Source organism: Burkholderia crassaminum, from assembly GCF_964265005.1.
Lineage (GTDB): Bacteria > Pseudomonadota > Gammaproteobacteria > Burkholderiales > Burkholderiaceae > Burkholderia.
Window position 1 is genome coordinate 529,459 of sequence record NZ_OZ183801.1, and the last position, 25,147, is coordinate 554,605.

Here is a 25,147-nt window from a genome sequence, read left to right on the forward strand (position 1 = left end):
CCGTTTTCGACGCTATCGCTTGGCTAGCCTCGAACGACCCAGTACGGCGTCCGGTTGTAGTACTGGTGAAGCGACAATCCCCACTGTGACTGCGTCATCACCGGCCAGTGCTCGTCGTCGAAGCCCGGGGTGCCTTTGACATGCGCTGCGGTCACATCCAGATGGAAACATTTATCATCGATATCGTATTTCATCGCACTCCACGGAATGGCGCAAAGCATCTCGCCCACACCTCCGCTGGAAGCAACCGCGTAGGCAATTCTGCCGTGGTGCAGATCGAGCACGATGTCGAAAACATTTCCAATATCCTCACCGCCCGACGCGATGATCTTACTGCCCTTCAGGGCATCCGCGGTCGTCACCATACGGCCGGGCACATCGACGGTGCCGCCTTCGACAATGCTTGCCCCCTTGCTGCCCTCCCCGGATGGATCGGGGGTGTTGAGCATCCTCATGATGTCCTCCTTGGACAAGATCCCGGAATATCCATTTCGCGCACGGTCTCGACATTGACAATGACACTCGACGTACGAGAAAACGCTGCGCGCACCGGCATCGGAAGTCGGTACGGTTCCGTACCTGGACACATCCGGAATATCGGTTCGGCTCGACGGAACCTGGTCACGACGGCATGGCGCCGTCGTCTGCGCAAGGTGCTGACCCGCGCCGCGCAACCAGCACTAGCGGTGCTTGATGTGCGACGACTTCCGGTGATGCTTTCGATGGGCCGGGCTGGCAATTATCCTGGTGACACCGCCTATCGACGGCGGATCGCTGGCGGGAAACGTCCCCTCGACCGCCTCGTCGACATTGCGTTCGCTCTTGCCGCCGTTCGTATGCTGCTCTCGATACCTGTTGCGCATAACCGCCTCCGTGGAACGGATTGTCGGACGAGGCTGGCCCGGATTCGACTGGCCACGTGCGGACGGCCCGCCAGCGTGGGATGCCGCCGATTACGACGCCAGCATAGGCTCGATTTGAAAATTCCGCTGAGCACGATCGTGATCTGCCGCAAGACACCGGACAACGAAAGTCGAGCACGTTCGCAACGCCGCCAAACGCGCATGCCGGTCCGCGCAAGCGCAGGGCCAGTTCCGGTTCCGCTCGCCACTCGCACCGGCACACCGTCCGGCATCGGACAGACTGAGCCCACACGTCCCGCGTATAGCTACGCTACCGAGCTGGACGTTTCTATCGGACATGCACGTCGAATCACGATGATGCCGGGATCGGGTATGCGAATCGTCGGCCTGATCGTTGCGCTCGGCTGCCTGGTCGCCGCACCGCGGTTGCATGCGGAGAGAATGAATCACGGCGGGGACCAGGGCAATCACGAGCGTATGTCGCATCAGGGCGGTCATCATTACGATCATCGCCGGTATGCAGGCGGCGGCTATGACGGGGGCGATGTTAATCCCTATGGCCCGCCTCCGATGGTTTACGCGCAGGCACCGGCGCCGGGCATCTCGCTGTTCATACCGCTGCGGCTACGTTGACGCACGAACCGGATCAGGCAGCCCTGCTCGTCCGGCAGTACATCGACATGGCAATCCTCACTGCTTCGCGATCCTGATGATGATGCTTGAGAGGATGTGTCGCGACAGGCCGTACGGGACCGCTCGCCGCGCTCGCCCCGATGCGTGCTTTGTACGGTTTCGTACCGCATCGGCCATGCGGCGCGTGTAGCGTTTCAAACATGCCGGCTATCCGGGTGGACGCGCTCGGCAGGAATCGCTCCGCATCGGCGGACGAACGGCTGGATGCCACCGCACGGCAGGCAGGTCGGCCGGATCACCGAAGTGCCGAGCATCGCTCTGGCGAGGACATCATGTTACGAAGCATCCGAAGGTTGCACGGAGACACTGTTCGAGCGAAGGACGGCGATATCGGGCACATCCACCAGGCCTACTTCGACGATGACAACTGGTGCATCCGCTACCTCGTCGTCGAGACGGGCGACTGGCTGCACGACAGGCAGGTGCTGGTCTCGCCGTATTCCGTCACGCACGCCGATCCCGAAACCCGCACGCTATACGTCAGCCTCACGCAACAGCAGGTGAGAGACAGCCCGAATCTGGACACGCACAAGCCGGTATCCCGTCAGCACGAGATCGAGTACCTGCGTTACTACAACTACCCGACTTACTGGGGCGGTCCGAACCTTTGGGGGATGGGCGCGTACCCGGCTTTCGATCCCGCCGGGCCGTCGCAGGACCCCGACGCGGGCAATCCGCTGTTCTCGCACACCGCGCCGGCCAGTGCAGCGGCGGATACGCATCTGCGCAGCACCGGCGAGGTCGACGGATATCGGCTCGAAGCCACGGACGGACATATCGGTCACGTATCCGACTTCATTTACGACGATGAAGCGTGGGTGATCCGCTATCTGGCGATCGACACGTCGAGCTGGTGGTCGACCGGCAACGAAGTGCTGATCGCGACGCACTGGCTCGACCAGGTGGACTGGCCCACGGAAACGGTATCGGCCACGCTCACGCGCGACGCAATCCGCCGAAGCCCTCGATACGACGACTCGCAGCTCGTTCATCGCGGCTACGAGATCGCATTGCATGAGTTCTACGGCAAGCACGGCTATTGGTCCGGAGACCGATAACGCAGATCCGCGCAATGGTTAACCAACGCCACCACGATCCCGTGCGGGATATCGCATGACCGGACGCCAGGGAGCAGTTGCATGACCTCAACCGATTTCCCGTCAATAGAAGGTTCGGCACTCGATGCGCTGTGCATCAACACGCTGCGCTTCCTGTCGATCGATGCCGTGCAGAAAGCGGCGAGCGGCCATCCAGGTTTGCCGCTCGGCGCCGCGCCGATGGCCTATGTGTTGTGGATGCGCCATCTCAAGCATCATCCCGCCAATCCGGCGTGGCTCGATCGCGATCGCTTCATCCTGTCGGCCGGACATGGTTCGATGCTGTTGTACAGCCTGCTTCACCTGACCGGCTACGATCTGCCGCTCGATCAGATCGAGCGCTTCCGGCAATCGGGCAGCCTCACGCCCGGTCATCCGGAGCGCGGCCTCACGCCGGGTGTCGAGACGACGACCGGCCCGCTCGGCCAGGGCTTCGCCAACGCCGTCGGGATGGCGATGGCCGAAGCGCATCTCGCTGCGCGCTACAACCGCCCCGGCTTCGAGATTGTGGATCACCACACCTACGCGCTCGTCAGCGACGGCGACCTGATGGAAGGCGTCGCAGCGGAGGCCGCATCGCTTGCCGGCCATCTCCAGCTCGGCAAGCTGATCTGCCTGTACGACGACAATCGGGTCACGCTGTCCGCCGGCACGGCCCTCACCTTCACCGAAGATCGCGCGCGACGGTTCGACGCCTACGGCTGGCATACCGAAACGGTCGACGACGGCAACGATCTGGCCGCCATCGACGCGGCGCTGGTCAACGCGCGGGCCGAGCCACTGCGTCCGTCGTTGATCCTTGTGCGCACGCATCTCGGCTACGGCTCGCCCAACCGGCAAGACACGTACCTGGCTCACGGATCGCCGCTCGGCGACGCCGAGGTGCGTCTGACCAAGCACAACCTCGGCTGGCCGCCCGACCCTGCGTTTCATATCCCCGCACCGGCGCTCGCGCATTTTCGTCGCGCGCTGACGGAGGGGCGCGCATGGGAAGATCACTGGAATGCGCGGTTCGAAGCGTATGCAAACGCGTTTCCCGAGCTGGCCGCTGCACTGCTGAACACGGTGCGCGGCACGCTGCCCGACAGGTGGGACCGCGATATCCCGGTTTTTCCGGCCGATCCGAAAGGCATGGCGACGCGGGTTGCCTCCGGCAAGGTGCTGAATGCACTCGCCTCCCGCGTCCCTTCGCTGGTCGGCGGCTCCGCCGATCTGAATCCCTCCACCTTCACTGCACTGACCGGGCTCGGCGATTTCGAGGCTGCCGGCGTGAGCCCGCTCGACCAGCAAGGTTCCGACGGCGGCGGCTGGAGCCGCAGCGGCCGCAATCTGCATTTCGGCGTGCGCGAGCATGCGATGGGCGCGATCCTGAACGGCCTGGCGGCTCATGGCGGCATCCTGCCGTTCGGCGCGACCTTCCTGATCTTTTCCGACTACATGCGTCCGCCGATCCGGCTCGCCGCGTTGATGCGCCTGCAGGTGATCTATGTGTTCACGCACGACAGCCTGGCCGTCGGCGAGGACGGTGCGACGCATCAGCCGGTGGAGCAGCTTGCCGGCCTGCGCGCGATCCCGGGCCTGCTGGTGATTCGCCCGGCCGATGCCAACGAGACCGCCGTTGCGTGGCGGGTGGCGCTCGAAGCCCGGGAACAGCCGACCGCGCTGGTCCTGACGCGCCAGGACGTGCCGACCGTCGATCGCTTGCGGTTTGCGCCGGCCGAGGGTTTGCGGCGCGGCGGCTACGTTCTGGCCGATGCCCCCGATGGCCACCCCACGCTGATTCTGATCGCGACAGGCTCGGAAGTCGCGCTCGCACTGGCGGCGCAAGTCGAACTGCTCGCGCGCGGCGTGGCGGTCCGGGTGGTGTCGCTGCCCTGCTGGCGATTGTTCGACGCCCAGTCCCAGCCGTATCAGGACGCCGTGCTGCCGAAGTCGGTCGGCGCGCGGCTGGCGATCGAAGCGGGCGTATCGCAAGGCTGGCGCCGCTATGTCGGCGATCGGGGCGACGTGCTCGGCGTCGCGGGTTTCGGCGCGTCGGCGCCGGGTGCCGAGCTGATGCGCGATTTCGGCTTCACGGTCGAGAACGTCTGCGACCGCGCGCTGAAACTGCTAGCCTAAATCGTGTACGGCAGGTGTGCGGATCAGGCGTTCGAGCCGCCACCGGGCTGGCGCGTACCCGCATCGAGCCCCGCGTCGACCATCGACCGGGCATCGGACACGATGCGCGCCCCGTGATCATCGCCGTTGAAGCTTTCCGCATGGATCCGGTAGAGATCCTCGGTACCGGATGGCCGGACAGGCTCCATGTGCGGCCGGCCTGCCCGCTCGACGCTCAAGCATGAGGATAAGGGCGATGATGCTGACGAAATGCGAGCGGTCCGAGGGCGTCAGGCCACCGTATTCCAGAATCGACTCCAGCCGAATTCGCCAGCGTGCCAATGGCGCAGGTTCACCGAGCGTGACGCGTTCAATGAGTCGCTCAAGTGAACGCAGGTCTCCCTCGATTGCGGTGGTGGCCATGGCAATGCTCCGGTTGTCGTGAGGATCGACGAGCACTCTATGACGAGACGCAGCCCCACTCTGCCCGCTACCGTACAGAGCATGCGTGCCGCTTCGGGCAAGCCTTCCCGGCCGCTTCAGCCGCAGGCACGCGTCCCTGCGATCGCAATGGCCGCGCCCGATCCTTTGTCCGCCATCGGACAGACGCCGGATCGGCTCGCTGCGAACGTGGTACGAGCGGCGTATCGTCATTCCGTGGCGCGATTCATGCCGGGTATGCAAAGTGACTGAAACGATCGGATGCCTCATCTTCGGAGCCCTGCTGATTGTCATGGGACTCATCGGATCGTCGCTCGAGCGCCTGCCGCTGAGCGCGGCCATGGTGTATCTCGGGATCGGCTTCCTGATCGGACCGGCCGGCACCGGCTTGCTGTCGATGACCTTGCCGGATGACGTCACGCGCTTGCGCATCGCCGCCGAAATCGGCCTGCTGATCTCGCTGTTCGCGATCGGCCTGAGGCTGCGCGTCCCGCCCGCCGATCCTCGCTGGATATTGCCGCTGCGGCTCGGCGTGGTCGCGATGATCTTCACCGTCGCGTTGATCGCCGCGCTCGGCGTGCTGGTGTTGCATTTGAGTCTCGGCGTCGCGGTACTGCTGGGCGCGACGATCGCGCCGACCGACCCCGTGCTCGCTCATGACGTCGGCGTACGCGACGCGGGTGACGTCGAACTGGTGCGCTTTTCGTTGTCCGGCGAAGGCGGGATCAACGACGGCACGGCCTACCCGTGCGCGATGCTCGGCCTGCTTGTGTGCAGTTCGGGCGCGACGTCGGCGCTTCACTGGAGCATGGTCGGCGGCATTGCATGGGGCATCGCGTCCGGTGTGGGCGCCGGCTGGCTGCTCGGCTTCGTCACCGCCCGGCTCGTTGCATTCCTGCGCAGTCGTCACGGACAGGCGCTCGGCCTCGAAGGGTTCTTCGCGCTGGGCCTGATCATGCTGTCGTACGGCGTGGCGCTCGCCATTCATGGCTACGGGTTCCTGGCCGTGTTCGCCGCGGGCGTCGCGATGCGGCGCGTCGAGCATCGAACGAGCGGCCGAAAGACGTCGAAAGAGACGGTCGGCGTCGTGGACAGCGAGAATGTCGAGGCCACCGCCACCGATCCTGACAAAGCCCATGCCTTCGTCGCGGAATCGGTGATGGGATTCACGATCGAGCTCGAACACGTCGCCGAAGCGGTGCTGATCCTGCTGATCGGCGCACTTGTGTCCCGCTATTGGGCCGACATGCTCACCTGGGCAGGCGCGGCCGTGGTCGCGACACTGCTGTTCTTCATCCGGCCGGCCGCCACCCGGCTCGCACTGATCGGCTCCCGGGCGTCGCGCCACCAGCGCCGACTGATCAGCTGGTTCGGCATTCGCGGCGTGGGTTCCCTGTATTACCTGACGCTGGCGATCGAGCAAGGGCCGCGCGCGGAACTGTTGCCGCTGGTTCCTTGGGTACTGACCATCATTGCCGTATCGATCGTGCTGCACGGCATTTCAGCCACGCCGCTCATGCGCCGTTTTGCATGAGCCCATGGCCGGCGCAGTGGCACGATGCCTGCGTCGGGCGAACGGTTCGGGACATGCATCGACGCTTTCGATATCGAAGTAGACGGACGCGGGCGTGGAGTCTGTCCCGCAACGTACCGGACGCACGCGGGTCATCGCGGGTGCCGCGTGCGAGGTTCGTCACCTGCTGTTTCGCAGGAAACACGGTTCAGTGGAGATGTCCTCCGAACAGCCCGAGCAATCCGATGACGATCAGGTAGATCGCAACGATGTAATTCAACAGACGGGGCACCACAAGAATCAGAATGCCGGCGATCAGCGAAACCAGTGGGCCCGCGCTCGTGAGAATGTGCATACGCCCTCCGCAAGATTGAAAACAACACAGGGATAAAAAGCCTCCCTGCCTTTGCCGCGTGTTACAGCGACTTGAGCCTGGAGACCTTCGATGTTCGTCGCAGCATGCTTCCCTCAGATTGTTCGTGGATATCCCTGACGCTACACACAGGTGAACGCTAATGCGGTACGAAAGCGTACCAAGCGCGCAATGCGGATCACATGCCCCCCCTCTTCGCGGCGATCGACCCGATCGCCGCCCGCGTGCATACGCCGGCGAGCCGGCGCCGATTCGCGTACGGCATCGTACCGACTTCCCTCTCGATCGCGCGCAGGATGCCTTCGGGCGCGCTGGTTGTTCCGCGCTGAAGCGTCCGATACGACGCCTCGATGGTTCGGGATGTCGCACCGGTGAAACAGGCGACCCATGTCAAGGAGCAGTGTGATGAACAGGGATCAGGTGAGAGGCCGCATCGCGGAAGCAAAAGGCAAGTTGAAGGAGATGGTCGGCAGGATCATGGGCAATCGAACGACCAGAATGCAGGGCAAGGTCGAGCAGGTCGTCGGCAAGACACAAGCGTCATTCGGTGACGCGAAAGCGCAATTCAAGAGGCGGCCGTAGAGGGTTCGCGCGAAGGGTTCCGACGCGCCGCGCGATCGGGCGACGTACTCCTGTGACGGATAGTCGTCACGCGTGCTCGCTAGTCGGCGCACCGATTCAGCCACAGCCGTCCAGCGGCCGTCATATTGATCGTGCCGCCGGTGCGCGACTCGTATGCAAGCCCGTGAGTCAAGAGTTCATTGGCTATGGCGCGGGGAATAACGGCTTGGGAATCGGGAATTCGATCAAGCGATCTGAGGGTCTCGACGACCTCGGGTGAAAGCGGGATGCACATGGCGGCCTCCTCGGTGTTGACTTCATCGTGAACCGGGCGACACGGGTGCGTCTGTACGGTATCGACTATTTGATAGCGGGTTCTTCCGATACCGTCGTTGATGCCGCCCCGCAATCCGTTGACTTATCGGCATCGAAATATATTTCGTCATCCGATGTTTGTCTTGCGAAACCGGTGTCAAGCGCGCACACTCGACGTATCTGCCGGTTTGTTGTCGAGGCATCGGCGCCTTTGAATCCTTCGGCGCCAACGGTTGCTCTGTCAGGAGCGCACCATGACCATCCCCACGCTCGAGTATCGCGGACACGAACTCCGCGTCTATTCGCAAATGCTTTTCCCGCCGTTCGGTGATCCCCACGCTCCCGGTCCGAAGCGCTTCGGTTCAATCGTGCGCATCGACACGGTTCCGGCAACCGCGGCGGCCGCGCCGCGTTACTCGACCATTTTCGAGCATGGCGCGCCGCAAACGGCGGCGCTCGCACTCGATCTGGCAATGCAATTCGGCAAGGACATCGTGGATGGCAAGATCACCCCTCCGGCGATCTGATCCGTCCGCCGCATCCGCCTTGATGCGGCGTCTCGCGACACGAGAACATCTCACTCGGGAGGCTCTATGAAATACCACTCACCCACCTCGGTGGATCGACGCGATGACGCGACCCGACAAAAGGAGCGGGACGAACTGGCTCGTGCCGACATCGAACGCGCCGAAAAGCGCATCCACCAGGATGCCGGCATCAATTCCAATGCGAGCAAGTGGCGTTATTCGCGTCCCGACAATCGGGCGAGATGAACGACGCATGCGCCACGCGCCGTGGCACGCCGGTCCGGCATCGCAGTGTGCGGTGCGGCCGGGATCACGCATACCGGCGCAGGCGTATCGAGAAATCGGCGATCGCGTCGATGCCGCTGTGCTCCGCGCAACGGCACCAATCCTGCAGCTGAGCCAGCAATTGGTCGTGCGATGCGTGTGACCATGTCCATAGCTCGAGCAACGCCTCATACATGTCCACGTACACGCGTATTCGCCGGTTGGCATTGGGGCTCGTCAACGCCCGCAGATCGGGCTTGTCCCGATGGCCCCAGGTCTGGCGAAGCCAGTGTTTCATGCCGAGCGCGAACGCGCGCTTGTCGTCGCGGCTCATGTTCTTGATGCGGCGCAGCTCCCGCCGGCAGGCGGGCTCGAGCATGCGCGCATAGGCGGCCATCACCGCATGGCGGTTTCGGATGATCGCTTGCAGTGTCGCGCCGTCAATCACGGCCTTGTCCGCGAGCAGCCGCGGTTTGGTTGCGACTCGCCGAATGGTCGCCAGTCGCACTCCCGCCAGCAGGCGGATGTACAGCCAGCCGATGTCGAACTCGAACCATCGATTGGACAGCCTGGCGGACGTCACGTAGGCGTGGTGATTGTTGTGCAACTCCTCTCCGCCGATCAGGATGCCCAGCGGGAAAAGGTTGGTACTCGCATCGGGCGTCGCGAAATTCCGATAACCGTTGAAGTGGCCGCAACCATTGATCACGCCGCCGGCCCAGAACGGAATCCACATCATCTGCATCGCCCACGCCGACACGCCGGGCAGCCCGAACAGCCCGACGTCGATCACGGCCAGCAGCCCGACGCCGAGATTCGGATAGCGGGCATAGACGTGGCGTTCGAGCCAGTCGTCCGGCGTACCCGATCCATATCTGCGTAGCGTTTCCTCGTTGCGCACTTCCGCCCGGTACAGTTCCGCCCCGCGGAGCAGCACGGTCGCGAGGCCGCGGGTTCGCGGGCTATGCGGATCTTCCGGGGTCTCGCTCCTCGCGTGATGCTTGCGATGCACGGCGACCCACTGCTGGGTCAGCATGCCGGTCGTCAACCATAGCCAGAACCGGAAGAAGTGACTGACGCCCGGGTGCAGATCCAGCGCCCGGTGAGCCTGACAACGGTGCAGGTACACCGTCACGCTGATGATCGTGACATGCGTGAGCGCAAGCACGACCCACGCAAACTGCCACCAGGACAGCTTCAGCTCACCGTTCAGGAGAAATGCCGACATACGGGTCGCACTCCGGGTCACGCTCGTCGCGCGCGCGTCGCCGTGACGGCGAGTGCACGTACTGATTCCCTGTTCTGCAGCCTGCCTACTTCCCGACCTGATTGCCGACAACCCCGCCAACGGCCGCTCCGCCCACCGTGCCCAAGGCACTGCCGCCCGTCAGGACTGCGCCGGCGACGCCGCCGACACCCGCACCGATCACGGTGTCCGTTCCGCGGTGAGACATCCCACCGCAACCCGCCAGCACGACAATCGTCATGGCGACTGTCGCCATCTCGACTGCAGCGGAATGTAGCTTTCTCATGATCATCTCCTGATGGGTGCCGCTGCACCGTCCGTTCCGGCACGATGCACGGAGGCCCATGCGCTGACATCTCGATGAAATTCGAAACGTCAACTCATGATGGGCGGTAAATCGCGCGCAGTCCGTCCGCTAACGTACCGGCGCGGACGCCAACCTTCCGCGTCAAGGAAGCACCGCTTGCGCCGCCCCCGGCGTCACGACCAAGCCGTACCGCCGCTTCGCCGGTGGCGAGCCGCACGCCATCGGCACGAACGCATCGCGAATCGTATGCAGCGCGTTCGCTGTCCGATCGATGTCGTGCACGACGCGCTTCGGCAGGCACAGCGCGATCCGCACGGAACTCGACGTCATCCGGCCCGGATCGATGTCGAAGAACCGCCGGACACCATCGCCAACATCGATATCCGACGCCTGCAATACCGGCACGTCCGTGGTCGGTGAAGGAATGAGACGCGCGGGCCGGTCGTAGCGGGCCATGATCCGTTGCGCGGCGGACGCCTGCCACTCGGCATACGAGTCGCCCTCCACATCGACTTCGGGAAAATCCGGAAGCGCGCCGCGATAGCGGGGCTTCCCGTGCGGCGTGATATAGATCGGATATTTCATGAGCCGCGCCCGGCAGAAGAGCGTGACGAACGTCATCGTGCATCGCGACGGCTCGTCGAGTCGGTACGCTGAAGAACAGTCTCCGGAAAGCGTTACATCATCTACGAAACGACGAAGGAACGCGGCGCGACGATCCTGATCCCCCGTGCGATGGTGGGCAGCCTGAAGTCAGGATGACTGGCGCCCACCCGGAAAGGCGCACGAGAATCGAAGCCCACCAATGCTACGGGTAGGGTCACGTACCGTGGACAAAAATCCACCACGCGTTAATCCGTCGCCGGAATCCACGGGGCCGTCACCGCTTCGCTTGCGCGGAACGCAGGAAACTTCGCGCTGAGCTCCGCGATCGTGTGGATGTCGTTCTTCACGAGATCATCGCGCGTGATCAGCGCCGGCTTGACGGCGATCCGCCGCCCCGGATCTTGCCCGGCGACGAGCAGCGCCGCGGCCCGCACCGACACCGCGCCGACGACTGCGGGATTCGTTGCGGCCGTCGCGACCCATGCGCTGCCGGGCGCACGGATCGCCTCGATATCGGCGGTCGAAATGTCGGCACTGTAGATGCGCAACTTCGACGCGAGCTTCGCCTCGTCGGCCGCGAGCTTCGCGCCGCGCGCGAATTCGTCGTAAGGCGCGAACACCACGCGGATGTCGGGATGCGCGCGATAGGCGGCCGCGGCCTGGTTCGCGACCGATTGCGCGATCGGATTGTCGACGGTGCCCCAGCGCGCCTGCTCGCGTACCTTCGGATGCGCGCGCTTGAAGTCCCGCCACGCGGCGTCGCGCCGGTCGAGCGGCGCGAACCCGGCGACGTACACGTAGCCGGCCGAGAACGCATCGCCGTTGTCCTTCACCGCTTGTTCGAGCAGCAGGTTCGCGAGGTCGCGATCGCTCTGCTCGATCTGCGGCACCTTCGGGTTGCCGAGGTCGACATCGAACGCGACGACCTTGATGCCCTTGTCCAGCGCGCGCTGCACGACGTCCTTCAGCGATTCGGGAAGCCCGTGGTTGACGATGATCGCCGACACGCCGACGCTGATCGCCTGCTGGATCTGCTCGCGCTGCTCAGCTGCGTCCTGGCGGCCCTCGTAGATGCGCAGGTCGATACCGAGCGCCCTCGCCTGCTTCTGCGCGCCGGCCTCGTATGCCTGGAAGAAATCGCCGGTCGACAGGTAGTTGACGAGCGCGACCTTCACGCCGCCGTTGTCGAACGGCGCGGGCGCGCCTTTGAGCGGGCCTGCGTGTGACACGGGCACGGTCAGCGCGGCAACGGACAGGAGCGCCAGCGCGCGGATCATCCGGACGGGGCGCGATGGACGACGAAACGGGAATCCCATGCGGGTCCTCCTTGGCGGGTGTCGGTATCCGGAAAATCTATCAGCGCGGCGAACCGGTTCAAACCGAGCGATTCGGCAATCGATATTCCTTCGGAGGGCAAATCGTCGGCGGCCGGCCGCGTCGAGCGCGGAACAAGCAATCGAGCGCACGCGTGATATGTGTAGCAGGAATCGATGGTTAGCGCGCGCGAGCGTTGTCATTAAAGTCGTGCAGTTCAGCCCCCTCGTTTCTTCCAGCCCCCATCAACGCCATGCCCCGTCCCGCCCGAACCCGTCGCGCCTTTGCCGCTGCCCTGTTGACGCTCGCCACCGTCGCCACGCTCTCCCCCGCCCGCGCGCAAGGCGATGCAACGGCCGGTAGCGCCGCCGTGCCGTCGCTGAAAGGCAAGCGCATCGGCATCACGGCAATCGGCACCGATCATTACTGGGACCTGAAGGCATACCAGGGTGCGATCGACGAAGTGAAGCGGCTCGGCGGGACGCCGATCGCGCTCGACGCCGGCCGCAACGACAACCGCCAGATCGCGCAGATCCAGACGCTGATCGCGCAGAAGCCCGACGCGATCATCGAGCAGCTCGGCACGGCGAGCGTGCTCGAACCGTGGCTGCAGAAGATCCGGCAGGCCGGCATTCCGCTGTTCACGATCGACACGGCGTCGCCGTCGAGCCTCAACGTCACGACCTCGGACAACTTCTTCATCGGCGAGCAGCTCGCGCTGAAGCTCGTCAACGACCTCCACGGCGAAGGCAACATCCTCGTGTTCAACGGCTTCTACGGCGTGCCGGTGTGCGCGATCCGCTACGACCAGTTGAAGGCGGTGCTGAAGTACTACCCGAAGGTGAAGATCCTGCAGCCCGAGTTGCGCGATGTGATTCCGAACACCGTGCAGAGCGCGTACGCGCAGGTCAGCCAGTTGCTCGCGAAATACCCGAAGGGGCAGATCGCCGCGATCTGGGCCGCGTGGGACGTGCCGCAGGTCGGCGCGACGCAGGCCGTCGACGCCGCGCGCCGCAGCGAGATCAGGACCTACGCGGTGGACGGCAGCCCCGATGTCGTCGCGCTCGTGAAAGACCCGAAATCCAGCGCGGCGGCCGTGGTCGCGCAACAGCCCGCGCTGATCGGCAAGACCGCGGTCGACAACGTCGCGCGCTACCTGGCCGGCGACCGCACGCTGCCGCCCTATACGTATGTCCCGTCGCTGCTCGTCACGAAGGACAACGCCGGCTCGGCCCAGCAGACGCTCGGGCAGGCCGCCGCCCAGAAATGAGCGCCGGCACGCCCGCGCTGGCGCTGCGCGGGATCGTCAAACACTTCGACGGCGTCCCGGCGCTACGCGGCGCGTCGCTCGACGTCGCGCGCGGCACCGTGCACGGGCTGATCGGGCAGAACGGCGCCGGCAAGTCGACGCTGATCCGGATTCTCGCCGGTGTCGACACGGCCGACGCCGGTACGATCGCGATCGACGGCGCGACACAGGCGCTCGCACGCCGTGCACCGCCGGCAGGCATCGCGTTCATCCATCAGGAGCGTCTGCTGCCGGCAACCTTCACGGTCGCCGAGGCGCTGCAGTTCGGCAACGAACCGGCCTTTGGCGCGGGCCCGCTCGGGCTGCTGGCGGCACGCCGGATGCGACGCGATGCAAGCGAGGCGCTGCACGCGCATTTCGGCCTCGACCTGCCGCCGAACCGGCTGATCGCCGAGCTGAGCGTCGCCGAGCGACAGATCGTGCAGATCACGCGCGCGCTGATGCGCGACCCGCGCATCCTCGTGCTCGACGAACCAACCGCCGCGCTCGTCAGCAGCGAGGTCGACCGCTTGCTGCAGACGCTCGACCGGCTGCGTCGCCGCGGGCTGACGATCCTCTACGTGTCGCACTACCTGAACGAGATCGCGGCCATCTGCGATCGCGTCACCGTGCTGCGCGACGGCGCGGACGTCGCGCACGTCGATGCGCGGACCACGCCGACCGAGGCGCTCGTCGCGGCGATGATCGGCAACGAGATCGCGGCACGGTCGCATGTGCCCGTGCGCGTGCCCGGCCCGTCCGTACTGCGGATCGCCGGCCTTGCGGCGCCCGGCCGGTTCGACGACGTGTCGTTCGAAATCCGGCGCGGCGAGATCGTCGGCGTCACGGGGCTGCTCGGTTCCGGCGGCAAGCAGGTCGTGCGCAGCCTGTTCGGTCTCGAACGCGGCGTGCGCGGCACGGTGACGCTCGACGGCCGCGTCACGCGGCTACGCAGCCCGCGCGACGCGGTGCGTCGCGGCATCGCGTTCGTGCCGGAAGACCGTCGCTCGCACGGCATCGCGCCGAGCCTGTCCGTACGCGAGAACATCACGCTCGCGAGCCTCGCGCGCTTCACCCGCTTCGGCCTGGTCGCGCGGCGCCGCGAGGACGACGCGGTGCAACGGCTGATCGCCGCGCTCGACGTGCGGGCGCCCGGCCCGGACGCGCCGGTGCGCCACCTGTCCGGCGGCAACCAGCAGAAAGTCGCGCTCGCGAAATGGCTGAGCCGTGGCGCCGACCGCGCGTCGCCGGTGTATCTGCTCGACGAGCCGACGGTGGGCGTCGATATCGGCGCCAAAGCGGAAATCTACCGGCTGCTCGATGGCCTCGCACGCGACGGCGCGGCGATCCTGCTGTTCTCGAGCGACCTGATCGAACTGCTGGACGTCACCGATCGCGTGCTCGTGATGGCGCGCGGCCAGATCGTGCGCGACGTCGCGACCCGCGACACCACGCGCCAGGATCTGCTCGCGTGGACGACCGGCGCACGCGGCCACGCACCGCGGCAGGAGGTAGCCGCATGAACCGGATCCTCGATCGTGCGCCGCCCGGAGCGGCGTTCGTGCGGCCGCCGGGCACGTTCGGCGCGCACTTCTGGCTGCGCTGGGGCGCGGGACTGGCGTTCGCCGTCGTGTGCGCGGTGTTTGCCGCGAGTTCGCCGCTCTTTCTCACCGTCACGAACCTCGCGAACGTGCTGCAGCAGTCGGCCGTGGTCGGCGTCCTCGGGTTCGGGTTGACGGCCGTCCTGATCGGCGGCGGTCCCGATCCGATCCGCGGCGGGCTCGACCTGTCGGTCGCGGCGAACATGGGCCTCTGCGCAGCCGTGCAGGCCGTCGCATTGCGTGACGGGCTACCGGACGGCGCGGCACTGGCGCTGATGCTGGCCACCGGCGCGGCGGTCGGTGCGATCAACGCGTTCGCGGTGATCGCGCTGCGCATCTTCCCGCTGCTGGCCACGCTGACGACGATGAATCTGTGCGCCGGCTTCGAGCTGGTGCTGACGCAGAACACGTCGGTCGCGGCGGGGAGCCCGGTACTGACCTTCCTGATCGACAGCGGCCCGTTCGACGTGCCGCATCTCGCGTCCGCGTTGCTGATCGTCGCGCTGCTGTTTGCCGTGCTGCTGCACCGGACCCGTTTCGGCCTGCGGCTCGCTGCGACCGGCGCGCATCGCGACGCCGCCCGCGCGGCCGGGCTGCGCGTGAACGCGTATGTCGCGGCCAGCTACGTGCTGAGCGGCGTCGCCGCCGCGCTGGCCGCGCTGGCGTCGAGTGCCTTGCTGAGCGGCAGCTCGCCCGGCGCCGGCGAAAACCTGCTGGCCGTCGTCGCGGTCGCGCTGCTCGGCGTCGTGTTCTCGCGGCGGCTCGTGCCGACCGTACCGGGCACGCTGCTCGCCGCGCTATTCGTCGGCATCATCGGCAACGGCTTCCAGCTCGACAACGTGTCGAGCTACTGGGTCAATGGCGTCGAAGGCGCGCTGATCCTGTTCGTCGTCGCGACCACCGCACTGATTCGGCGCCGCCATACGGAACACCATGCCCATGACTGAACGGATCGGCCGCCTGCAGCGGTTCTCGCTCGTGGCGGCACTGCTCGCGGTGATCGTCTTCTTCGCGGCGTTCGCGCCCGGGTTCGCGCGGCCCGCCAATCTCGCCGACGTGCTGGTGAACAACTTCGCGCTGCTCGCGATCGCTGCGCTCGGGATGACGCTCGCGCTGTCGATCGGCGCGGTCGACCTGTCGCTGGGCACCGCGATCGACGTCGCGAGCCTCGTGTTCGTGCAGCTGATCGCGCACCAGGTGGGCGTGCTGCCGGCGCTGCTCGGCGGGCTCGGCGCGGCGGCGCTGGTCGGCGCGTTCAACGGCGCGCTGATCGCCGGGCTCGGGATCGCGCCGTTTCTCGCGACGCTCGGCACGCTGTTCATCGGCCAGACCGTCCAGCAGCTCGCCACCGGCGGCGGCCAGCCCGTCTACCTGCTGAACCTGGCGCTGCCGCCGCTGTTCAGCGCGCTCGCGCACGGCACGCTCGCGGGCGTGCCGGTGCCGCTGTGGTGCGTCATCGTGCTCGCCGTGGTCGTGCACGTCGCGCTCGCGCACTCGGCGTTCGGGCGCCACAGCGCCGCGCTCGGCGCGCAGCCGGGCGTCGCGCGCTATTCGGGGCTGCCGGTCGCGGCGACCGTCGTCGCGACGTGCGTCGCGAGCGCGCTCGTCTACGGCGTGGTCGGCCTGCTGCTGTCGTCGACGGTCAAGGCCTATGTGCCGCAGGCCGGCAACGGCTTCCTGCTGAACGCGATCGGTGCGACCTTCATCGGCACGACGCTGTCGCCGACGCGCCGTCCCGGCGTCGCCGGTACCCTGCTCGGCGTGCTGCTGATCAGCCTCGTCGCCAACGGGCTGCTGTTGATCGGCTGGAACTTCTACTGGCAGCAGGTGGCCACCGGCGCGCTGATCCTCGCGGTACTCGCGCTGAGCTTCATGGAGCGGCGCGTGCGCGCCGCGTGAGCCGCCGCGCGCTGTGGCCGCCTCTCACGTCAGGCGCGGGCGTCCGCGCGCCGGCCGATGCCAAACGTGAACGCCAGTGCGAGCACCAATAACGCCCCTTTCACGAAATCCTGCAGGTAGTACGGCGCATTCAGCATGGTCAGTCCGTTGAGCAGCACGCCGACGAACACGGCCCCGACCACGGTGCCGAACACGTTCGGCCGTTTCGCGCCCCACACCGCGTACCCGACCAGCGCGGCGGCCACCGCGTCGAGCAGCAGCGAGTGCCCGGCACTGACGTCACCGCGCCCGACGCGGGCGGCAATCAGCACGCCCCCAAGTGCCGCGATCACGCCCGATACGACATACGCGGCGACCCGGTAGCGCGCCGCGGGCGCACCGGCGAGCCGCGCGGCCGTCTCGTTGCCGCCGATCGCATAGATCACGCGGCCCCAGCGCGTCGCTTCCATCGCGACGCAGGCCAGCACCGTCACCGCGGCCAGTATCAGAACCGGCAACGGCACCACGTCGAACACGCGCAGGCGCCCGAGCGCGAGAAACGCGTCGGGAAACGTGCCACTCGCTTCCGTGCCGTCGGGCAGCACCGAACCGGTCGCGAGCGAACGCCCGCCGGTCGGGATCAACTGCAGGCCCGCGAGCAGGAACAGCGTGCCGAGCGTCGCGAGCTGGTCCGGCACGCGCAAGCGCGTGATCAGCACGCCGTTGAACAGGCCGGCTGCCACGCCGAGCGCGACGCAGGCGGCCACCGCCGCGAGCGCGCTGCCATGCCAGACGACCAGCACGTAGCTGGCCGCCATCTGCGCGGATGCGGCGATGCTGCCCACCGACAGGTCGAAGCCGCCCGCCGCGAGCGTGATCGTCACGCCGATCCCGAGCAACGCGACGATCGACACTGCCTGCAGGATGCTGAACAGGTTGTCCACGTTCAGGAACGCGGGCTCCTTGACGCTAAAGACGACGACCAGCGCGGCGAGCACGAGCAGGATGCCGGTGCGTTCGAGGCCGGCGCGCAGGCGCGCGGACACGGGCAGCGCCGGCCTGGCGGAAGGCGCATCGGGTGCAACGGCAGACGTGGCGGATTTCAGCATCGCAATGGATCAGTCGGACGGGTGGGTGGAGGAATGATCGAGCGTCGCGCGATCGAACCGGACGACGCGATCGGCGACTTCGACCGCTTCCTCGAGATCGCTGACGAACACGAGCGTCGCGCGTTCGTGCGCATTGCGTCGCAACGTATCGACGATATCGGCGCGCGCACCGGCGTCGATGCCCTGGAACGGTTCGTCGAGCAGCAGCAGTCGCGCGGGTTCCGCGTGCCAGCGGGCGAGCACGACCTTCTGCTGGTTGCCACCGGACAGCCTCACGAGACGGTCGTCGGGGCCCGTGCAGCGAATCCCGAAGCGGGCGATCGCGGCGGCGGCGGCCGCGCGCTCGTGCGCGGCGCGCACCGCACCGCCGCCGAACCAGCGCGACAGGAACGGGAAGCTGATCGTGCCCGCGATCGATGCGAACGGCACGCTGTCGGGAAACAGCGACGTGCGCCAGCGGTCCTCGCCGGCGAGGAACACGCCGGCGCGAATCGCGTCGGCGGGCGAACGCGGGCGCCACGGCCGGCCGTCGAGCGTCATCGCGCCCCGCGCCGCGCGCACGGCACCGAAGATCGTGTTCGCGAGGCGCGACTTGCCGCCGCCGACGGGCCCCGCGATCGCGACGATCTCGCCGCGCCGCACGTCGAGGTCGAACGGCGCGCTGGCCGACGTCAGGCACAGCCCGCGCACGCTCAGGCCAAGGTCGCCGGGCCGCGCGGTTGGCGCCGTGCCCCGCGCACGTGCGTTCGGCAACGGTCGCCCGATCATCGTTTCGACCGCCGCGTCGAAATCGACCGGTGCGGCGAGATCGGCGACGATCCGTCCGTCGCGCACGATCGCGACGCGATCGGCGATACGGCGCAGGTCGCCGAGTCGGTGCGACACCAGCAGGATCGCGACGCCGTCGTCGCGCAACGCATCGAGCAGCGCGAACAGGCGCTCCGCCTCCGGCGCGGACAGGCTCGCGGTCGGTTCGTCGAGGATCAGCAGGCCCGGCTGCCCGGCAAGCGCTCGCGCGAGCGTGACGCGCTGCTGGTCCGCCAGCGACAGCGACGCGAGCGGTGCCGCCAGGTCGGCATCGAGCCCGACGCGTTCGGCGAGCGGCCGTGCGGCATCGCGCCGGGCGGCCGGCGGCACGCGCCACGGCGACGCCGGATCGCACAGCCGGTCGAGCAGCAGGTTGTCGGCGATCGACAACGTCGGCACCACCGCGTCGGCGACCGACTGATGCACGGTCGCGACGCCGAGCTGCCTGGCCGCGTACGGCGACGCCGGCCGGTAAGGCGCGCCGCGCAGCGTCAGCGTGCCGCCGTCGTGACGGATCACGCCGCTCAGGATCTTGACGAAGGTCGATTTGCCCGCGCCGTTGGCACCCATCAGCGCGACGACCTCGCCGGCACCGATCGACAGGTCGAGCGATGCGAGCGCGGTCGTCGCGTCGAAGCGCTTCGACACGCCGATGGCGGTCAGGACGGGCGGCTGCGCGACGCGATGCTGTCGATCAACGCGGAGGATTGATGAAGTCGTCGTCAATGCGGTGCCGGAAAGAGGTGACGCTCGGCGAGCGGCGTGATGTGCGCGATGCCGTGCGGGCGCGGGAAACGTACGGTCGGCCGCGTTGTGCCGGTGCAATCCCGTTTTGGCGGGAACCGCATGTCGCGACTCATCGGCTTCGGCCTCCACGTCGATCCACGTTGAACATGGCCGTGCGCCGGGCAAGCGCCGACGCCGGATCGGCCAATCTAGCGCGCAGCACGATCCGCCCGCAAACAACGATTTCTGTCATCGATATGACGTGGGCGCGAATGCCGTGAGGCGATTGAACGATCGATTTGCATGACGAACACCGACGACAGTTCGCGATGACCTGCGTCATGCGTCGATCCCGACTACCTCGATCTGATTCCCCTTTGGCGTGACGCCAAGCCCGATATTTATTGAGGGCAGTCCGGAACCCCACATGCAGACTGGATCGCGCTAACCCGAGAACTGCACGTCAATCGATATCGCCGCCGCGCGGTGGGAGAGAAGACGATCAGCCGCGACCGTCCCCTTCCCCGCTTCGAACATCGCCGAGCATCGTGACGAGCACGAGTGCCGCAATCAGCCCGAGATGCTCGAAAAAGCTGTTGAGCGCCATGAAACGCGCGGCACCCGTCTGGTTCCAGAAGTCGTTCGCCACCAACATCGCGACGAGCGTCAGCATGCCGAGACTGCCGGCGCCGAGCCACGTGAAGCGACGAAACACGATGCACAGCGACCCGCCGATCTCGACGACCACCGCCAGTGCAGCCCACCACGCGGGCGGGTGCAAACCGAAATGCACCTGCTCCGCGATGGCTGCGTCGAAATGCATCGCCTTGTTGACCCCGCCGATCAGAAAGGCGGACACGAGTGCAAGTCGAACCAGCACGCCGACCCATGGCTGCGCAAGCAGCACACGAATCCACGCGGGGCTGTACCGGCCGGTTGTCGTCGGCATGTCAGACCGCCCAGCAGGAACAGCCGAACGCACCCCAGAAGCCCTTCGCGTCCGACGTCGGCAATGCGCTGCCCCACGCACCCGCATGCGCATGCTGGTGCACGTTGCAGGCGTTCGCGCAGCCGCACATCGCGGCGGCCGCCGCCGCGCGCTGCAGCGGTGCGCCGCCGCGCTGCGTCGCGCCCCAGCCGCCGTAGCCGCCGTACTCGCGCACCGGCGACCAGTCCGGCATCGCGGGCGGAATCGGCGCGTCATGCGACGCGAACGGCCCCGCGCCCCACACGATCCGGCCGCCGACCACCGTCAGCAGCGCGCTCGTGCCCGCGATGTCGTCCTCCGCGCACGCGAAGAAGTCGCGGTCCGGAACGACCACGTCCGCAAGTTGCCCGACCGCGATGCGCCCTTTCTTGCCGACCTCGTTCGAGAACCACGTCACGTACTCGGTCCACATGCGCAGCGCCGTCTCGCGATCCAGCAGGTTGCGCTGCGGGTACATGCGCAGCCCGCCGATCGTCTTGCCCGTCACGAGCCAGGACAGCGACACCCACGGGTTGTACGACGCCACGCGCGTCGCGTCGGTGCCGGCCGACACCTTGAGGCCCTTCGACAGCATCTTCGCGACCGGCGGCGTCGCTTCGGCCGCCTGCGCGCCGTAGCGCTCGACGAAGTATTCGCCCTGGTACGCCATCCGGTGCTGCACCGCGATGCCGCCGCCCAGTGCGGCAATGCGGTCCATCGATTTTTCGGTGATGGTTTCCGCGTGATCGAAGAACCAGTTCAGCCCTTCGAGCGGGATGTCCTGGTTCACCTTCTCGAACACGTCGAGTGCGCGGCTGATCGTTTCGTCGTAGGTCGCATGCATGCGCCACGGCCAGCGGTTCTGCGCGAGCACGCGCACGACGCCTTCGAGATCGTCTTCCATCTGCGCCGGCAGGTCCGGGCGCGCGACGCGGAAGTCCTCGAAATCGGCGGCCGAGAACACCAGCATCTCGCCCGCGCCGTTGTTGCGGAAGTAGTCGGTGCCGTCGTGGTACTTCGTGCTCTTCGTCCAGTTCACGAAGTCTTCCTTCTCCGCATTCGGCTTCTGCGTGAACAGGTTGTACGCGATCCGGATCGTCATCTCGCCTGCGTCGTGCAGCTTGCGGATCACCTCGTAATCGTCCGGATAGTTCTGCGAACCACCGCCCGCGTCGATCACGCCCGTCACGCCGAGACGGTTCAGCTCGCGCATGAAGTGGCGCGTCGAGTTGTACTGGTATTCGAACGGCAGCTTCGGCCCCTTCGCGAGCGTCGCGTACAGGATCGTCGCGTTCGGGTTCGCGAGCAGCAGCCCGGTCGGGTTGCCCGCGGCATCGCGCAGGATCGTGCCGCCCGGCGGCTCGGGCGTGTCCTTCGTGTAGCCGACCACGCGCAGCGCGGCCGCGTTCAGCAGCGCGCGATCGTACAGGTGCAGGATGAACACCGGCGTATCGGGCGCGGCCGCGTTGAGTTCCTCGATCGTCGGCAGGCGCTTCTCGGCGAACTGGTGCTCGGTGAACCCGCCGACCACGCGCACCCACTGCGGCGCAGGCGTGATCGCCACCTGCCGCTTGAGCATGTCCATCGCGATCGCGAGCGACGGCACGCCGTCCCAGCGCAGTTCCATGTTGTAGTTCAGGCCACCGCGAATCACGTGGCAGTGGTTGTCGATCAGGCCCGGCAGCGCAGCGCGGCCACCGAGGTCGACGACCTTCGTCGCGCGGCCCGCGAGCGGCATCACGTCCGCGTCGTGGCCGACCGCGACGAAGCGGCCCGCGGTTATCGCCACCGCTGTCGCGACAGGGTTCGCGCGGTCGAGGGTCGTGAACCTTCCGTTGTGAAGGATCAGATCCGGTTGGGACTCGGTTGCGGTCATGTGCGTCACCTCGTATCGATCAGAAGCCAAAAAGCTGTTTGACGGCGGGAATGGCCTGCACGCCGATCACCATGCCGAGCAACCCGACAAGGGCAATCAGCGGCGGCGCCGGAGAACGAACCTTGATTGCGCTGTAGATCACGCCGATCAGCAAGCCCGCGCCAAGGGAAACCAGATAAGGTTCCATACGATCAATGTCCCGGTCAGGTTGGAATGCAGGCACTACGCCCTGGAAAACAGGCGCGGGCGACATCCGTGAAGCGGTCACGGACGCCGCCCGCGATTTTCTTGGCGCCGACGCGCGTATTCATGCAAGGCACGCGGCATCGGCACCGGCAGTCGCAACTGCCCGCGATTACTTCGCCGGTACCGGCGGAATCGACTCGTGCGGCGTCGCGGTGCGCGGCGCAGCCTTGTGGACCATCGTGTACGCGTAGTCGACACCCATCCCGTACGCGCCCGAGTGCTCCTTCGCGATCGCCATCACGGCGTCGTAGGTCTCGCGGTGCGCCCAGTCGCGCTGCCACTCGAGCAGCACTTGCTGCCACGTCACCGGCACGACGCCAGCCTGGATCATCCGCTGCATCGCGTAGTCGTGTGCGTCCTTCGACGTGCCGCCCGATGCGTCGGCGACCATGTAGATCTCGTAGTCGCCTTCGAGCATTGCGCAGAGCGCGAACGTCATGTTGCAGACTTCCGTCCACAGGCCGGCGACGACGACCTTCTTGCGGCCGTTCGCGGCCAGGGCGTCGCGCACCTTCTGGTCGTCCCACGAGTTCATCGACGTGCGTTCGAGCGTCTTCTGGTTCGGGAACACGTCGAGCAGCTCGGGAAAGGTATGACCCGAGAAGCTCGCGCTCTCGACCGTCGTGATCGTGGTCGGGATATTGAACACCTTCGCGGCCTTCGCGAGCCCGACGACGTTGTTCTTCAACACCTGACGATCGATCGACTGCACGCCGAACGCCATCTGCGGCTGCTGGTCGATGAAGATGATCTGGCTGTTGTGGGGGGTGAGTACTTCAAGCTTCGGATTGCTCATGGCGGTCATATCCTTTGACGCGGGAAAAAAGAGAGCCTGCCTCGCCGGCCAACCGGGAGGCGCCCACTGCGCTGTGACGGGAAGTTCGCCTACCAGCCGGTGTCATTCAACACGCGAATTCATCGTAGCGCCAATTAATCGATTTGATTAATAAAAACCCTAAATCCCCGCCTTAAAAGATCTTAAAATCTCCGAATTGAATACACGTCGCCGGAGCAGACCTGCTACGCTCCAAAGTGATTTCCCGATCTTTGACCGATCGGTATTTATCCGTATTTTTCACACGGTTGTCATTGCCCTTATCCGAATCATGACGTCCTATATTGCATCGTTATTGGCCGGCATTCTCGCGGGCGTCGTCTATGCGCTGATCGGCGTGCCGTCGCCGGCGCCGCCCACCGTCGCGCTGGCTGGCCTGCTGGGCATCCTCGCCGGCGAACAGATCCTGCCGGTCGCACGCCGCGTGCTGTCCGGGATCCAGCTGAAAACCGCGTGGAGCGAAGCGAAGTGCGGCCAGCACATGTTCGGCCCGCTGCCCGGTGCGCAGGCCTCGAGATCCGCCGCGAAGAAGGAGCCGTCGACGCCGGCCTGACGCGCGCCGATCGAGGGCGCCCGGATCGCGTTACGCGGATGAATTGTCGTATCCGTCTTGGAGCCGGCGGTGCTTGGCGATAACATGACAGCCCGATGTCCCCCCGTGGAATTCATCATGAAGCTGTCATTCGAAGCGCTCGAGGCACTGGACGCGATCGACCGCACCGGCACGTTCGCCGAAGCCGCCGAGTTGCTGCACCGCGTACCGTCCGCGCTGACTTATCTCGTACAAAAGCTCGAAAGCGATCTCGACGTCGCGCTGTTCGACCGCAGCGGGCGCCGCGCGAAGCTCACGCACGCGGGCCGCGTGGTCGTCGAGGAAGGCCGCCGGCTCCTGCATGCGGCCGAGCAGCTCGAACTGAAGGCGCAGCGCGCGCAGCAAGGCTGGGAAACCGAGGTGCGCATCTGCATCGACGAGATCCTGCCCTTCGAGGCATTGTGGCCGTACGTGCATGCGTTCTATGAGCTCGAGATGAACACGCGGCTGCGCCTGTCCACCGAAGTCCTCGGCGGCACGTGGGATGCGCTGATTTCGCGTCGCGCGGATCTCGTCGTCGGCGCGGCGGGCGAGCCGCCGGAACTGCCGGACATCGTCGCGCGGCCGATCGGCACGCTCAGGCACGTGTTCGCCGTCGCGCCCACCCATCCGCTCGCCGCACTGCCCGAACCGCTGTCGATGGCGTCCGTCGTCGAGTATCGCGGCGCCGTGATCAGCGATACGTCGCGCGAGCTGCAGCCGCGCTCGGTCGCGATCGATGCCGGGCAGCCGTATCTCGCGGTCCCCACCCTCGCCGCGAAACTCGCCGCGCAGTGCGAAGGGCTCGCGGTGGGGACGCTCCCGGACTGCATCGCGGCACGCGCGATCGCGCAGGGCAAGCTCGTCGCCCGCCAGGTGACCGGCATGCGCGACACGACGCAGTGCTATATCGCGTGGCGCGGCGACGAGGCCGGACGCGCGCTGCACTGGTGGGTCGACCAGCTCGCCCGCCCCGATCTCGTCGACCGGTTTACCGCGCTCGCCTGATTGCACCACCCGCGGCCA

Annotated in this window: 27 protein-coding genes; 13 read left to right on the plus strand and 14 right to left on the minus strand. The window is 66.5% G+C overall.

Annotated features, from left to right (window positions below; all coding sequences use genetic code 11):
* Positions 1 to 23: 23 nt before the first annotated feature.
* On the minus strand, positions 24 to 455 hold the full coding sequence (locus ACPTTF_RS35585) for a PRC-barrel domain-containing protein (RefSeq protein WP_166958020.1): 432 nt from the start codon (positions 453 to 455) through the stop codon (positions 24 to 26).
* Positions 456 to 680: 225 nt separating this feature from the next.
* Positions 681 to 863 carry a hypothetical protein gene (locus ACPTTF_RS35590; protein WP_243771683.1) on the minus strand — a complete coding sequence of 61 codons (183 nt, stop codon included), beginning with the start codon at positions 861 to 863 and terminating at the stop codon, positions 681 to 683.
* Positions 864 to 977: 114 nt separating this feature from the next.
* On the opposite strand from ACPTTF_RS35590, the gene ACPTTF_RS35595 reads away from it, so the two are divergent.
* The 3 genes from ACPTTF_RS35595 to tkt all read left to right on the plus strand — a co-directional run bounded on the left by ACPTTF_RS35595 (position 978) and on the right by tkt (position 4,771).
* Positions 978 to 1,496 carry a hypothetical protein gene (locus ACPTTF_RS35595; protein ID WP_423372243.1) on the plus strand — a complete coding sequence of 173 codons (519 nt, stop codon included), beginning with the start codon at positions 978 to 980 and terminating at the stop codon, positions 1,494 to 1,496.
* Between the two features lie 332 nt (positions 1,497 to 1,828).
* The gene (locus tag ACPTTF_RS35600) at positions 1,829 to 2,614 is read left to right on the plus strand and encodes a PRC-barrel domain-containing protein (protein ID WP_423372244.1); all 786 of its coding nucleotides are present in this window, start codon (positions 1,829 to 1,831) and stop codon (positions 2,612 to 2,614) included.
* A gap of 81 nt (positions 2,615 to 2,695) precedes the next feature.
* Positions 2,696 to 4,771, plus strand: coding sequence for a transketolase (gene tkt, locus ACPTTF_RS35605; RefSeq protein ID WP_423372245.1), 2,076 nt, complete (start codon positions 2,696 to 2,698; stop codon positions 4,769 to 4,771).
* A gap of 23 nt (positions 4,772 to 4,794) precedes the next feature.
* On the opposite strand, the gene ACPTTF_RS35610 is transcribed toward tkt, so the two are convergent.
* Positions 4,795 to 4,959, minus strand: coding sequence for a hypothetical protein (locus ACPTTF_RS35610; RefSeq protein ID WP_423372246.1), 165 nt, complete (start codon positions 4,957 to 4,959; stop codon positions 4,795 to 4,797).
* 476 nt (positions 4,960 to 5,435) lie between these two features.
* Here ACPTTF_RS35610 and ACPTTF_RS35615 point away from each other — a divergent pair, with 476 nt between their 5' ends.
* Entirely contained in the window at positions 5,436 to 6,725 is a 1,290-nt protein-coding gene (locus tag ACPTTF_RS35615; RefSeq protein WP_166958014.1) for a cation:proton antiporter, read from the plus strand.
* 187 nt (positions 6,726 to 6,912) lie between these two features.
* Here the strand turns inward: ACPTTF_RS35615 and ACPTTF_RS35620 are convergent, their stop codons facing one another.
* Positions 6,913 to 7,059 carry a DUF3096 domain-containing protein gene (locus ACPTTF_RS35620; RefSeq protein WP_006413561.1) on the minus strand — a complete coding sequence of 49 codons (147 nt, stop codon included), beginning with the start codon at positions 7,057 to 7,059 and terminating at the stop codon, positions 6,913 to 6,915.
* Between the two features lie 423 nt (positions 7,060 to 7,482).
* Between ACPTTF_RS35620 and ACPTTF_RS35625 the strand changes: the two genes are divergently transcribed.
* From ACPTTF_RS35625 to ACPTTF_RS35635, 3 genes are all read left to right on the plus strand, one after another.
* Positions 7,483 to 7,659, plus strand: a complete 177-nt coding sequence (locus tag ACPTTF_RS35625; RefSeq protein ID WP_078041937.1) for a CsbD family protein — start codon at positions 7,483 to 7,485, stop codon at positions 7,657 to 7,659.
* Between the two features lie 548 nt (positions 7,660 to 8,207).
* Complete coding sequence (locus ACPTTF_RS35630; protein ID WP_423372247.1) at positions 8,208 to 8,480, plus strand: hypothetical protein; 273 nt, start codon at positions 8,208 to 8,210, stop codon at positions 8,478 to 8,480.
* Between the two features lie 66 nt (positions 8,481 to 8,546).
* Positions 8,547 to 8,726: a hypothetical protein gene (locus ACPTTF_RS35635; protein ID WP_166958010.1), complete on the plus strand. Its 180-nt coding sequence runs from the start codon at positions 8,547 to 8,549 to the stop codon at positions 8,724 to 8,726.
* 64 nt (positions 8,727 to 8,790) lie between these two features.
* On the opposite strand, the gene ACPTTF_RS35640 is transcribed toward ACPTTF_RS35635, so the two are convergent.
* The 4 genes from ACPTTF_RS35640 to ACPTTF_RS35655 form a co-directional block, all read right to left on the minus strand.
* A complete protein-coding gene (locus tag ACPTTF_RS35640) occupies positions 8,791 to 9,972 on the minus strand; it encodes a DesA family fatty acid desaturase (protein WP_423372248.1) in 1,182 nt (393 codons plus the stop codon).
* Between the two features lie 85 nt (positions 9,973 to 10,057).
* Entirely contained in the window at positions 10,058 to 10,276 is a 219-nt protein-coding gene (locus ACPTTF_RS35645) for a glycine zipper 2TM domain-containing protein (RefSeq protein WP_166958007.1), read from the minus strand.
* Between the two features lie 162 nt (positions 10,277 to 10,438).
* A complete protein-coding gene (locus tag ACPTTF_RS35650) occupies positions 10,439 to 10,918 on the minus strand; it encodes a type II toxin-antitoxin system HicB family antitoxin (RefSeq protein ID WP_423372249.1) in 480 nt (159 codons plus the stop codon).
* A 230-nt stretch (positions 10,919 to 11,148) separates the two neighbouring features.
* Complete coding sequence (locus tag ACPTTF_RS35655) at positions 11,149 to 12,219, minus strand: substrate-binding domain-containing protein (protein ID WP_423372250.1); 1,071 nt, start codon at positions 12,217 to 12,219, stop codon at positions 11,149 to 11,151.
* 251 nt (positions 12,220 to 12,470) lie between these two features.
* Between ACPTTF_RS35655 and ACPTTF_RS35660 the strand changes: the two genes are divergently transcribed.
* The 4 genes from ACPTTF_RS35660 to ACPTTF_RS35675 are packed head-to-tail and all read left to right on the plus strand — an operon-like array spanning position 12,471 to position 17,005.
* The gene (locus ACPTTF_RS35660) at positions 12,471 to 13,487 is read left to right on the plus strand and encodes a sugar ABC transporter substrate-binding protein (protein ID WP_423372251.1); all 1,017 of its coding nucleotides are present in this window, start codon (positions 12,471 to 12,473) and stop codon (positions 13,485 to 13,487) included.
* A complete protein-coding gene (locus ACPTTF_RS35665) occupies positions 13,484 to 15,028 on the plus strand; it encodes a sugar ABC transporter ATP-binding protein (protein WP_423372252.1) in 1,545 nt (514 codons plus the stop codon). The genes ACPTTF_RS35660 and ACPTTF_RS35665 overlap by 4 nt, the downstream gene beginning before the upstream one ends.
* Entirely contained in the window at positions 15,025 to 16,053 is a 1,029-nt protein-coding gene (locus ACPTTF_RS35670; RefSeq protein WP_423372253.1) for an ABC transporter permease, read from the plus strand. The genes ACPTTF_RS35665 and ACPTTF_RS35670 overlap by 4 nt, the downstream gene beginning before the upstream one ends.
* The gene (locus ACPTTF_RS35675) at positions 16,046 to 17,005 is read left to right on the plus strand and encodes an ABC transporter permease (protein ID WP_423372254.1); all 960 of its coding nucleotides are present in this window, start codon (positions 16,046 to 16,048) and stop codon (positions 17,003 to 17,005) included. The genes ACPTTF_RS35670 and ACPTTF_RS35675 overlap by 8 nt, the downstream gene beginning before the upstream one ends.
* Positions 17,006 to 17,034: 29 nt before the next feature.
* Here the strand turns inward: ACPTTF_RS35675 and ACPTTF_RS35680 are convergent, their stop codons facing one another.
* From ACPTTF_RS35680 to ACPTTF_RS35705, 6 genes are all read right to left on the minus strand, one after another.
* On the minus strand, positions 17,035 to 18,093 hold the full coding sequence (locus ACPTTF_RS35680) for an ABC transporter permease (protein ID WP_423372255.1): 1,059 nt from the start codon (positions 18,091 to 18,093) through the stop codon (positions 17,035 to 17,037).
* Positions 18,094 to 18,102: 9 nt separating this feature from the next.
* The gene (locus tag ACPTTF_RS35685; RefSeq protein WP_423372256.1) at positions 18,103 to 19,626 is read right to left on the minus strand and encodes a sugar ABC transporter ATP-binding protein; all 1,524 of its coding nucleotides are present in this window, start codon (positions 19,624 to 19,626) and stop codon (positions 18,103 to 18,105) included.
* A gap of 502 nt (positions 19,627 to 20,128) precedes the next feature.
* The gene (locus tag ACPTTF_RS35690) at positions 20,129 to 20,575 is read right to left on the minus strand and encodes a DoxX family protein (RefSeq protein ID WP_423372257.1); all 447 of its coding nucleotides are present in this window, start codon (positions 20,573 to 20,575) and stop codon (positions 20,129 to 20,131) included.
* A gap of 1 nt (position 20,576) precedes the next feature.
* Positions 20,577 to 22,469 (minus strand): amidohydrolase, encoded by a 1,893-nt coding sequence (locus ACPTTF_RS35695; RefSeq protein WP_423372258.1) that lies wholly within the window; start codon positions 22,467 to 22,469, stop codon positions 20,577 to 20,579.
* Positions 22,470 to 22,488: 19 nt separating this feature from the next.
* Positions 22,489 to 22,656, minus strand: coding sequence for a DUF1427 family protein (locus ACPTTF_RS35700; RefSeq protein ID WP_009692709.1), 168 nt, complete (start codon positions 22,654 to 22,656; stop codon positions 22,489 to 22,491).
* 168 nt (positions 22,657 to 22,824) lie between these two features.
* Positions 22,825 to 23,511 (minus strand): hydrolase, encoded by a 687-nt coding sequence (locus tag ACPTTF_RS35705; RefSeq protein WP_166957986.1) that lies wholly within the window; start codon positions 23,509 to 23,511, stop codon positions 22,825 to 22,827.
* Positions 23,512 to 23,821: 310 nt separating this feature from the next.
* Here ACPTTF_RS35705 and ACPTTF_RS35710 point away from each other — a divergent pair, with 310 nt between their 5' ends.
* Positions 23,822 to 24,103: a XapX domain-containing protein gene (locus tag ACPTTF_RS35710; protein ID WP_423372259.1), complete on the plus strand. Its 282-nt coding sequence runs from the start codon at positions 23,822 to 23,824 to the stop codon at positions 24,101 to 24,103.
* 117 nt (positions 24,104 to 24,220) lie between these two features.
* Complete coding sequence (locus ACPTTF_RS35715) at positions 24,221 to 25,129, plus strand: LysR family transcriptional regulator (protein WP_166957982.1); 909 nt, start codon at positions 24,221 to 24,223, stop codon at positions 25,127 to 25,129.
* The last annotated feature ends 18 nt before the right edge of the window (positions 25,130 to 25,147 follow it).

Bases quoted from the DNA above. Each gene is read 5' to 3' on its own strand.
- ACPTTF_RS35590 (WP_243771683.1), bottom strand. From the start codon at position 863: ATGCGCAACAGGTATCGAGAGCAGCATACGAACGGCGGCAAGAGCGAA.
- ACPTTF_RS35630 (WP_423372247.1), top strand. From the start codon at position 8,208: ATGACCATCCCCACGCTCGAGTATCGCGGACACGAACTCCGCGTCTAT.
- ACPTTF_RS35635 (WP_166958010.1), top strand. From the start codon at position 8,547: ATGAAATACCACTCACCCACCTCGGTGGATCGACGCGATGACGCGACC.
- ACPTTF_RS35695 (WP_423372258.1), bottom strand. From the start codon at position 22,469: ATGACCGCAACCGAGTCCCAACCGGATCTGATCCTTCACAACGGAAGG.
- ACPTTF_RS35640 (WP_423372248.1), bottom strand. From the start codon at position 9,972: ATGTCGGCATTTCTCCTGAACGGTGAGCTGAAGCTGTCCTGGTGGCAG.
- ACPTTF_RS35675 (WP_423372254.1), top strand. From the start codon at position 16,046: ATGACTGAACGGATCGGCCGCCTGCAGCGGTTCTCGCTCGTGGCGGCA.
- ACPTTF_RS35660 (WP_423372251.1), top strand. From the start codon at position 12,471: ATGCCCCGTCCCGCCCGAACCCGTCGCGCCTTTGCCGCTGCCCTGTTG.
- ACPTTF_RS35715 (WP_166957982.1), top strand. From the start codon at position 24,221: ATGAAGCTGTCATTCGAAGCGCTCGAGGCACTGGACGCGATCGACCGC.
- ACPTTF_RS35700 (WP_009692709.1), bottom strand. From the start codon at position 22,656: ATGGAACCTTATCTGGTTTCCCTTGGCGCGGGCTTGCTGATCGGCGTG.
- ACPTTF_RS35690 (WP_423372257.1), bottom strand. From the start codon at position 20,575: ATGCCGACGACAACCGGCCGGTACAGCCCCGCGTGGATTCGTGTGCTG.
- ACPTTF_RS35645 (WP_166958007.1), bottom strand. From the start codon at position 10,276: ATGAGAAAGCTACATTCCGCTGCAGTCGAGATGGCGACAGTCGCCATG.
- tkt (WP_423372245.1), top strand. From the start codon at position 2,696: ATGACCTCAACCGATTTCCCGTCAATAGAAGGTTCGGCACTCGATGCG.
- ACPTTF_RS35625 (WP_078041937.1), top strand. From the start codon at position 7,483: ATGAACAGGGATCAGGTGAGAGGCCGCATCGCGGAAGCAAAAGGCAAG.
- ACPTTF_RS35600 (WP_423372244.1), top strand. From the start codon at position 1,829: ATGTTACGAAGCATCCGAAGGTTGCACGGAGACACTGTTCGAGCGAAG.
- ACPTTF_RS35710 (WP_423372259.1), top strand. From the start codon at position 23,822: ATGACGTCCTATATTGCATCGTTATTGGCCGGCATTCTCGCGGGCGTC.
- ACPTTF_RS35620 (WP_006413561.1), bottom strand. From the start codon at position 7,059: ATGCACATTCTCACGAGCGCGGGCCCACTGGTTTCGCTGATCGCCGGC.
- ACPTTF_RS35665 (WP_423372252.1), top strand. From the start codon at position 13,484: ATGAGCGCCGGCACGCCCGCGCTGGCGCTGCGCGGGATCGTCAAACAC.
- ACPTTF_RS35670 (WP_423372253.1), top strand. From the start codon at position 15,025: ATGAACCGGATCCTCGATCGTGCGCCGCCCGGAGCGGCGTTCGTGCGG.
- ACPTTF_RS35655 (WP_423372250.1), bottom strand. From the start codon at position 12,219: ATGGGATTCCCGTTTCGTCGTCCATCGCGCCCCGTCCGGATGATCCGC.
- ACPTTF_RS35650 (WP_423372249.1), bottom strand. From the start codon at position 10,918: ATGACGTTCGTCACGCTCTTCTGCCGGGCGCGGCTCATGAAATATCCG.
- ACPTTF_RS35680 (WP_423372255.1), bottom strand. From the start codon at position 18,093: ATGCTGAAATCCGCCACGTCTGCCGTTGCACCCGATGCGCCTTCCGCC.
- ACPTTF_RS35705 (WP_166957986.1), bottom strand. From the start codon at position 23,511: ATGAGCAATCCGAAGCTTGAAGTACTCACCCCCCACAACAGCCAGATC.
- ACPTTF_RS35585 (WP_166958020.1), bottom strand. From the start codon at position 455: ATGAGGATGCTCAACACCCCCGATCCATCCGGGGAGGGCAGCAAGGGG.
- ACPTTF_RS35610 (WP_423372246.1), bottom strand. From the start codon at position 4,959: ATGGAGCCTGTCCGGCCATCCGGTACCGAGGATCTCTACCGGATCCAT.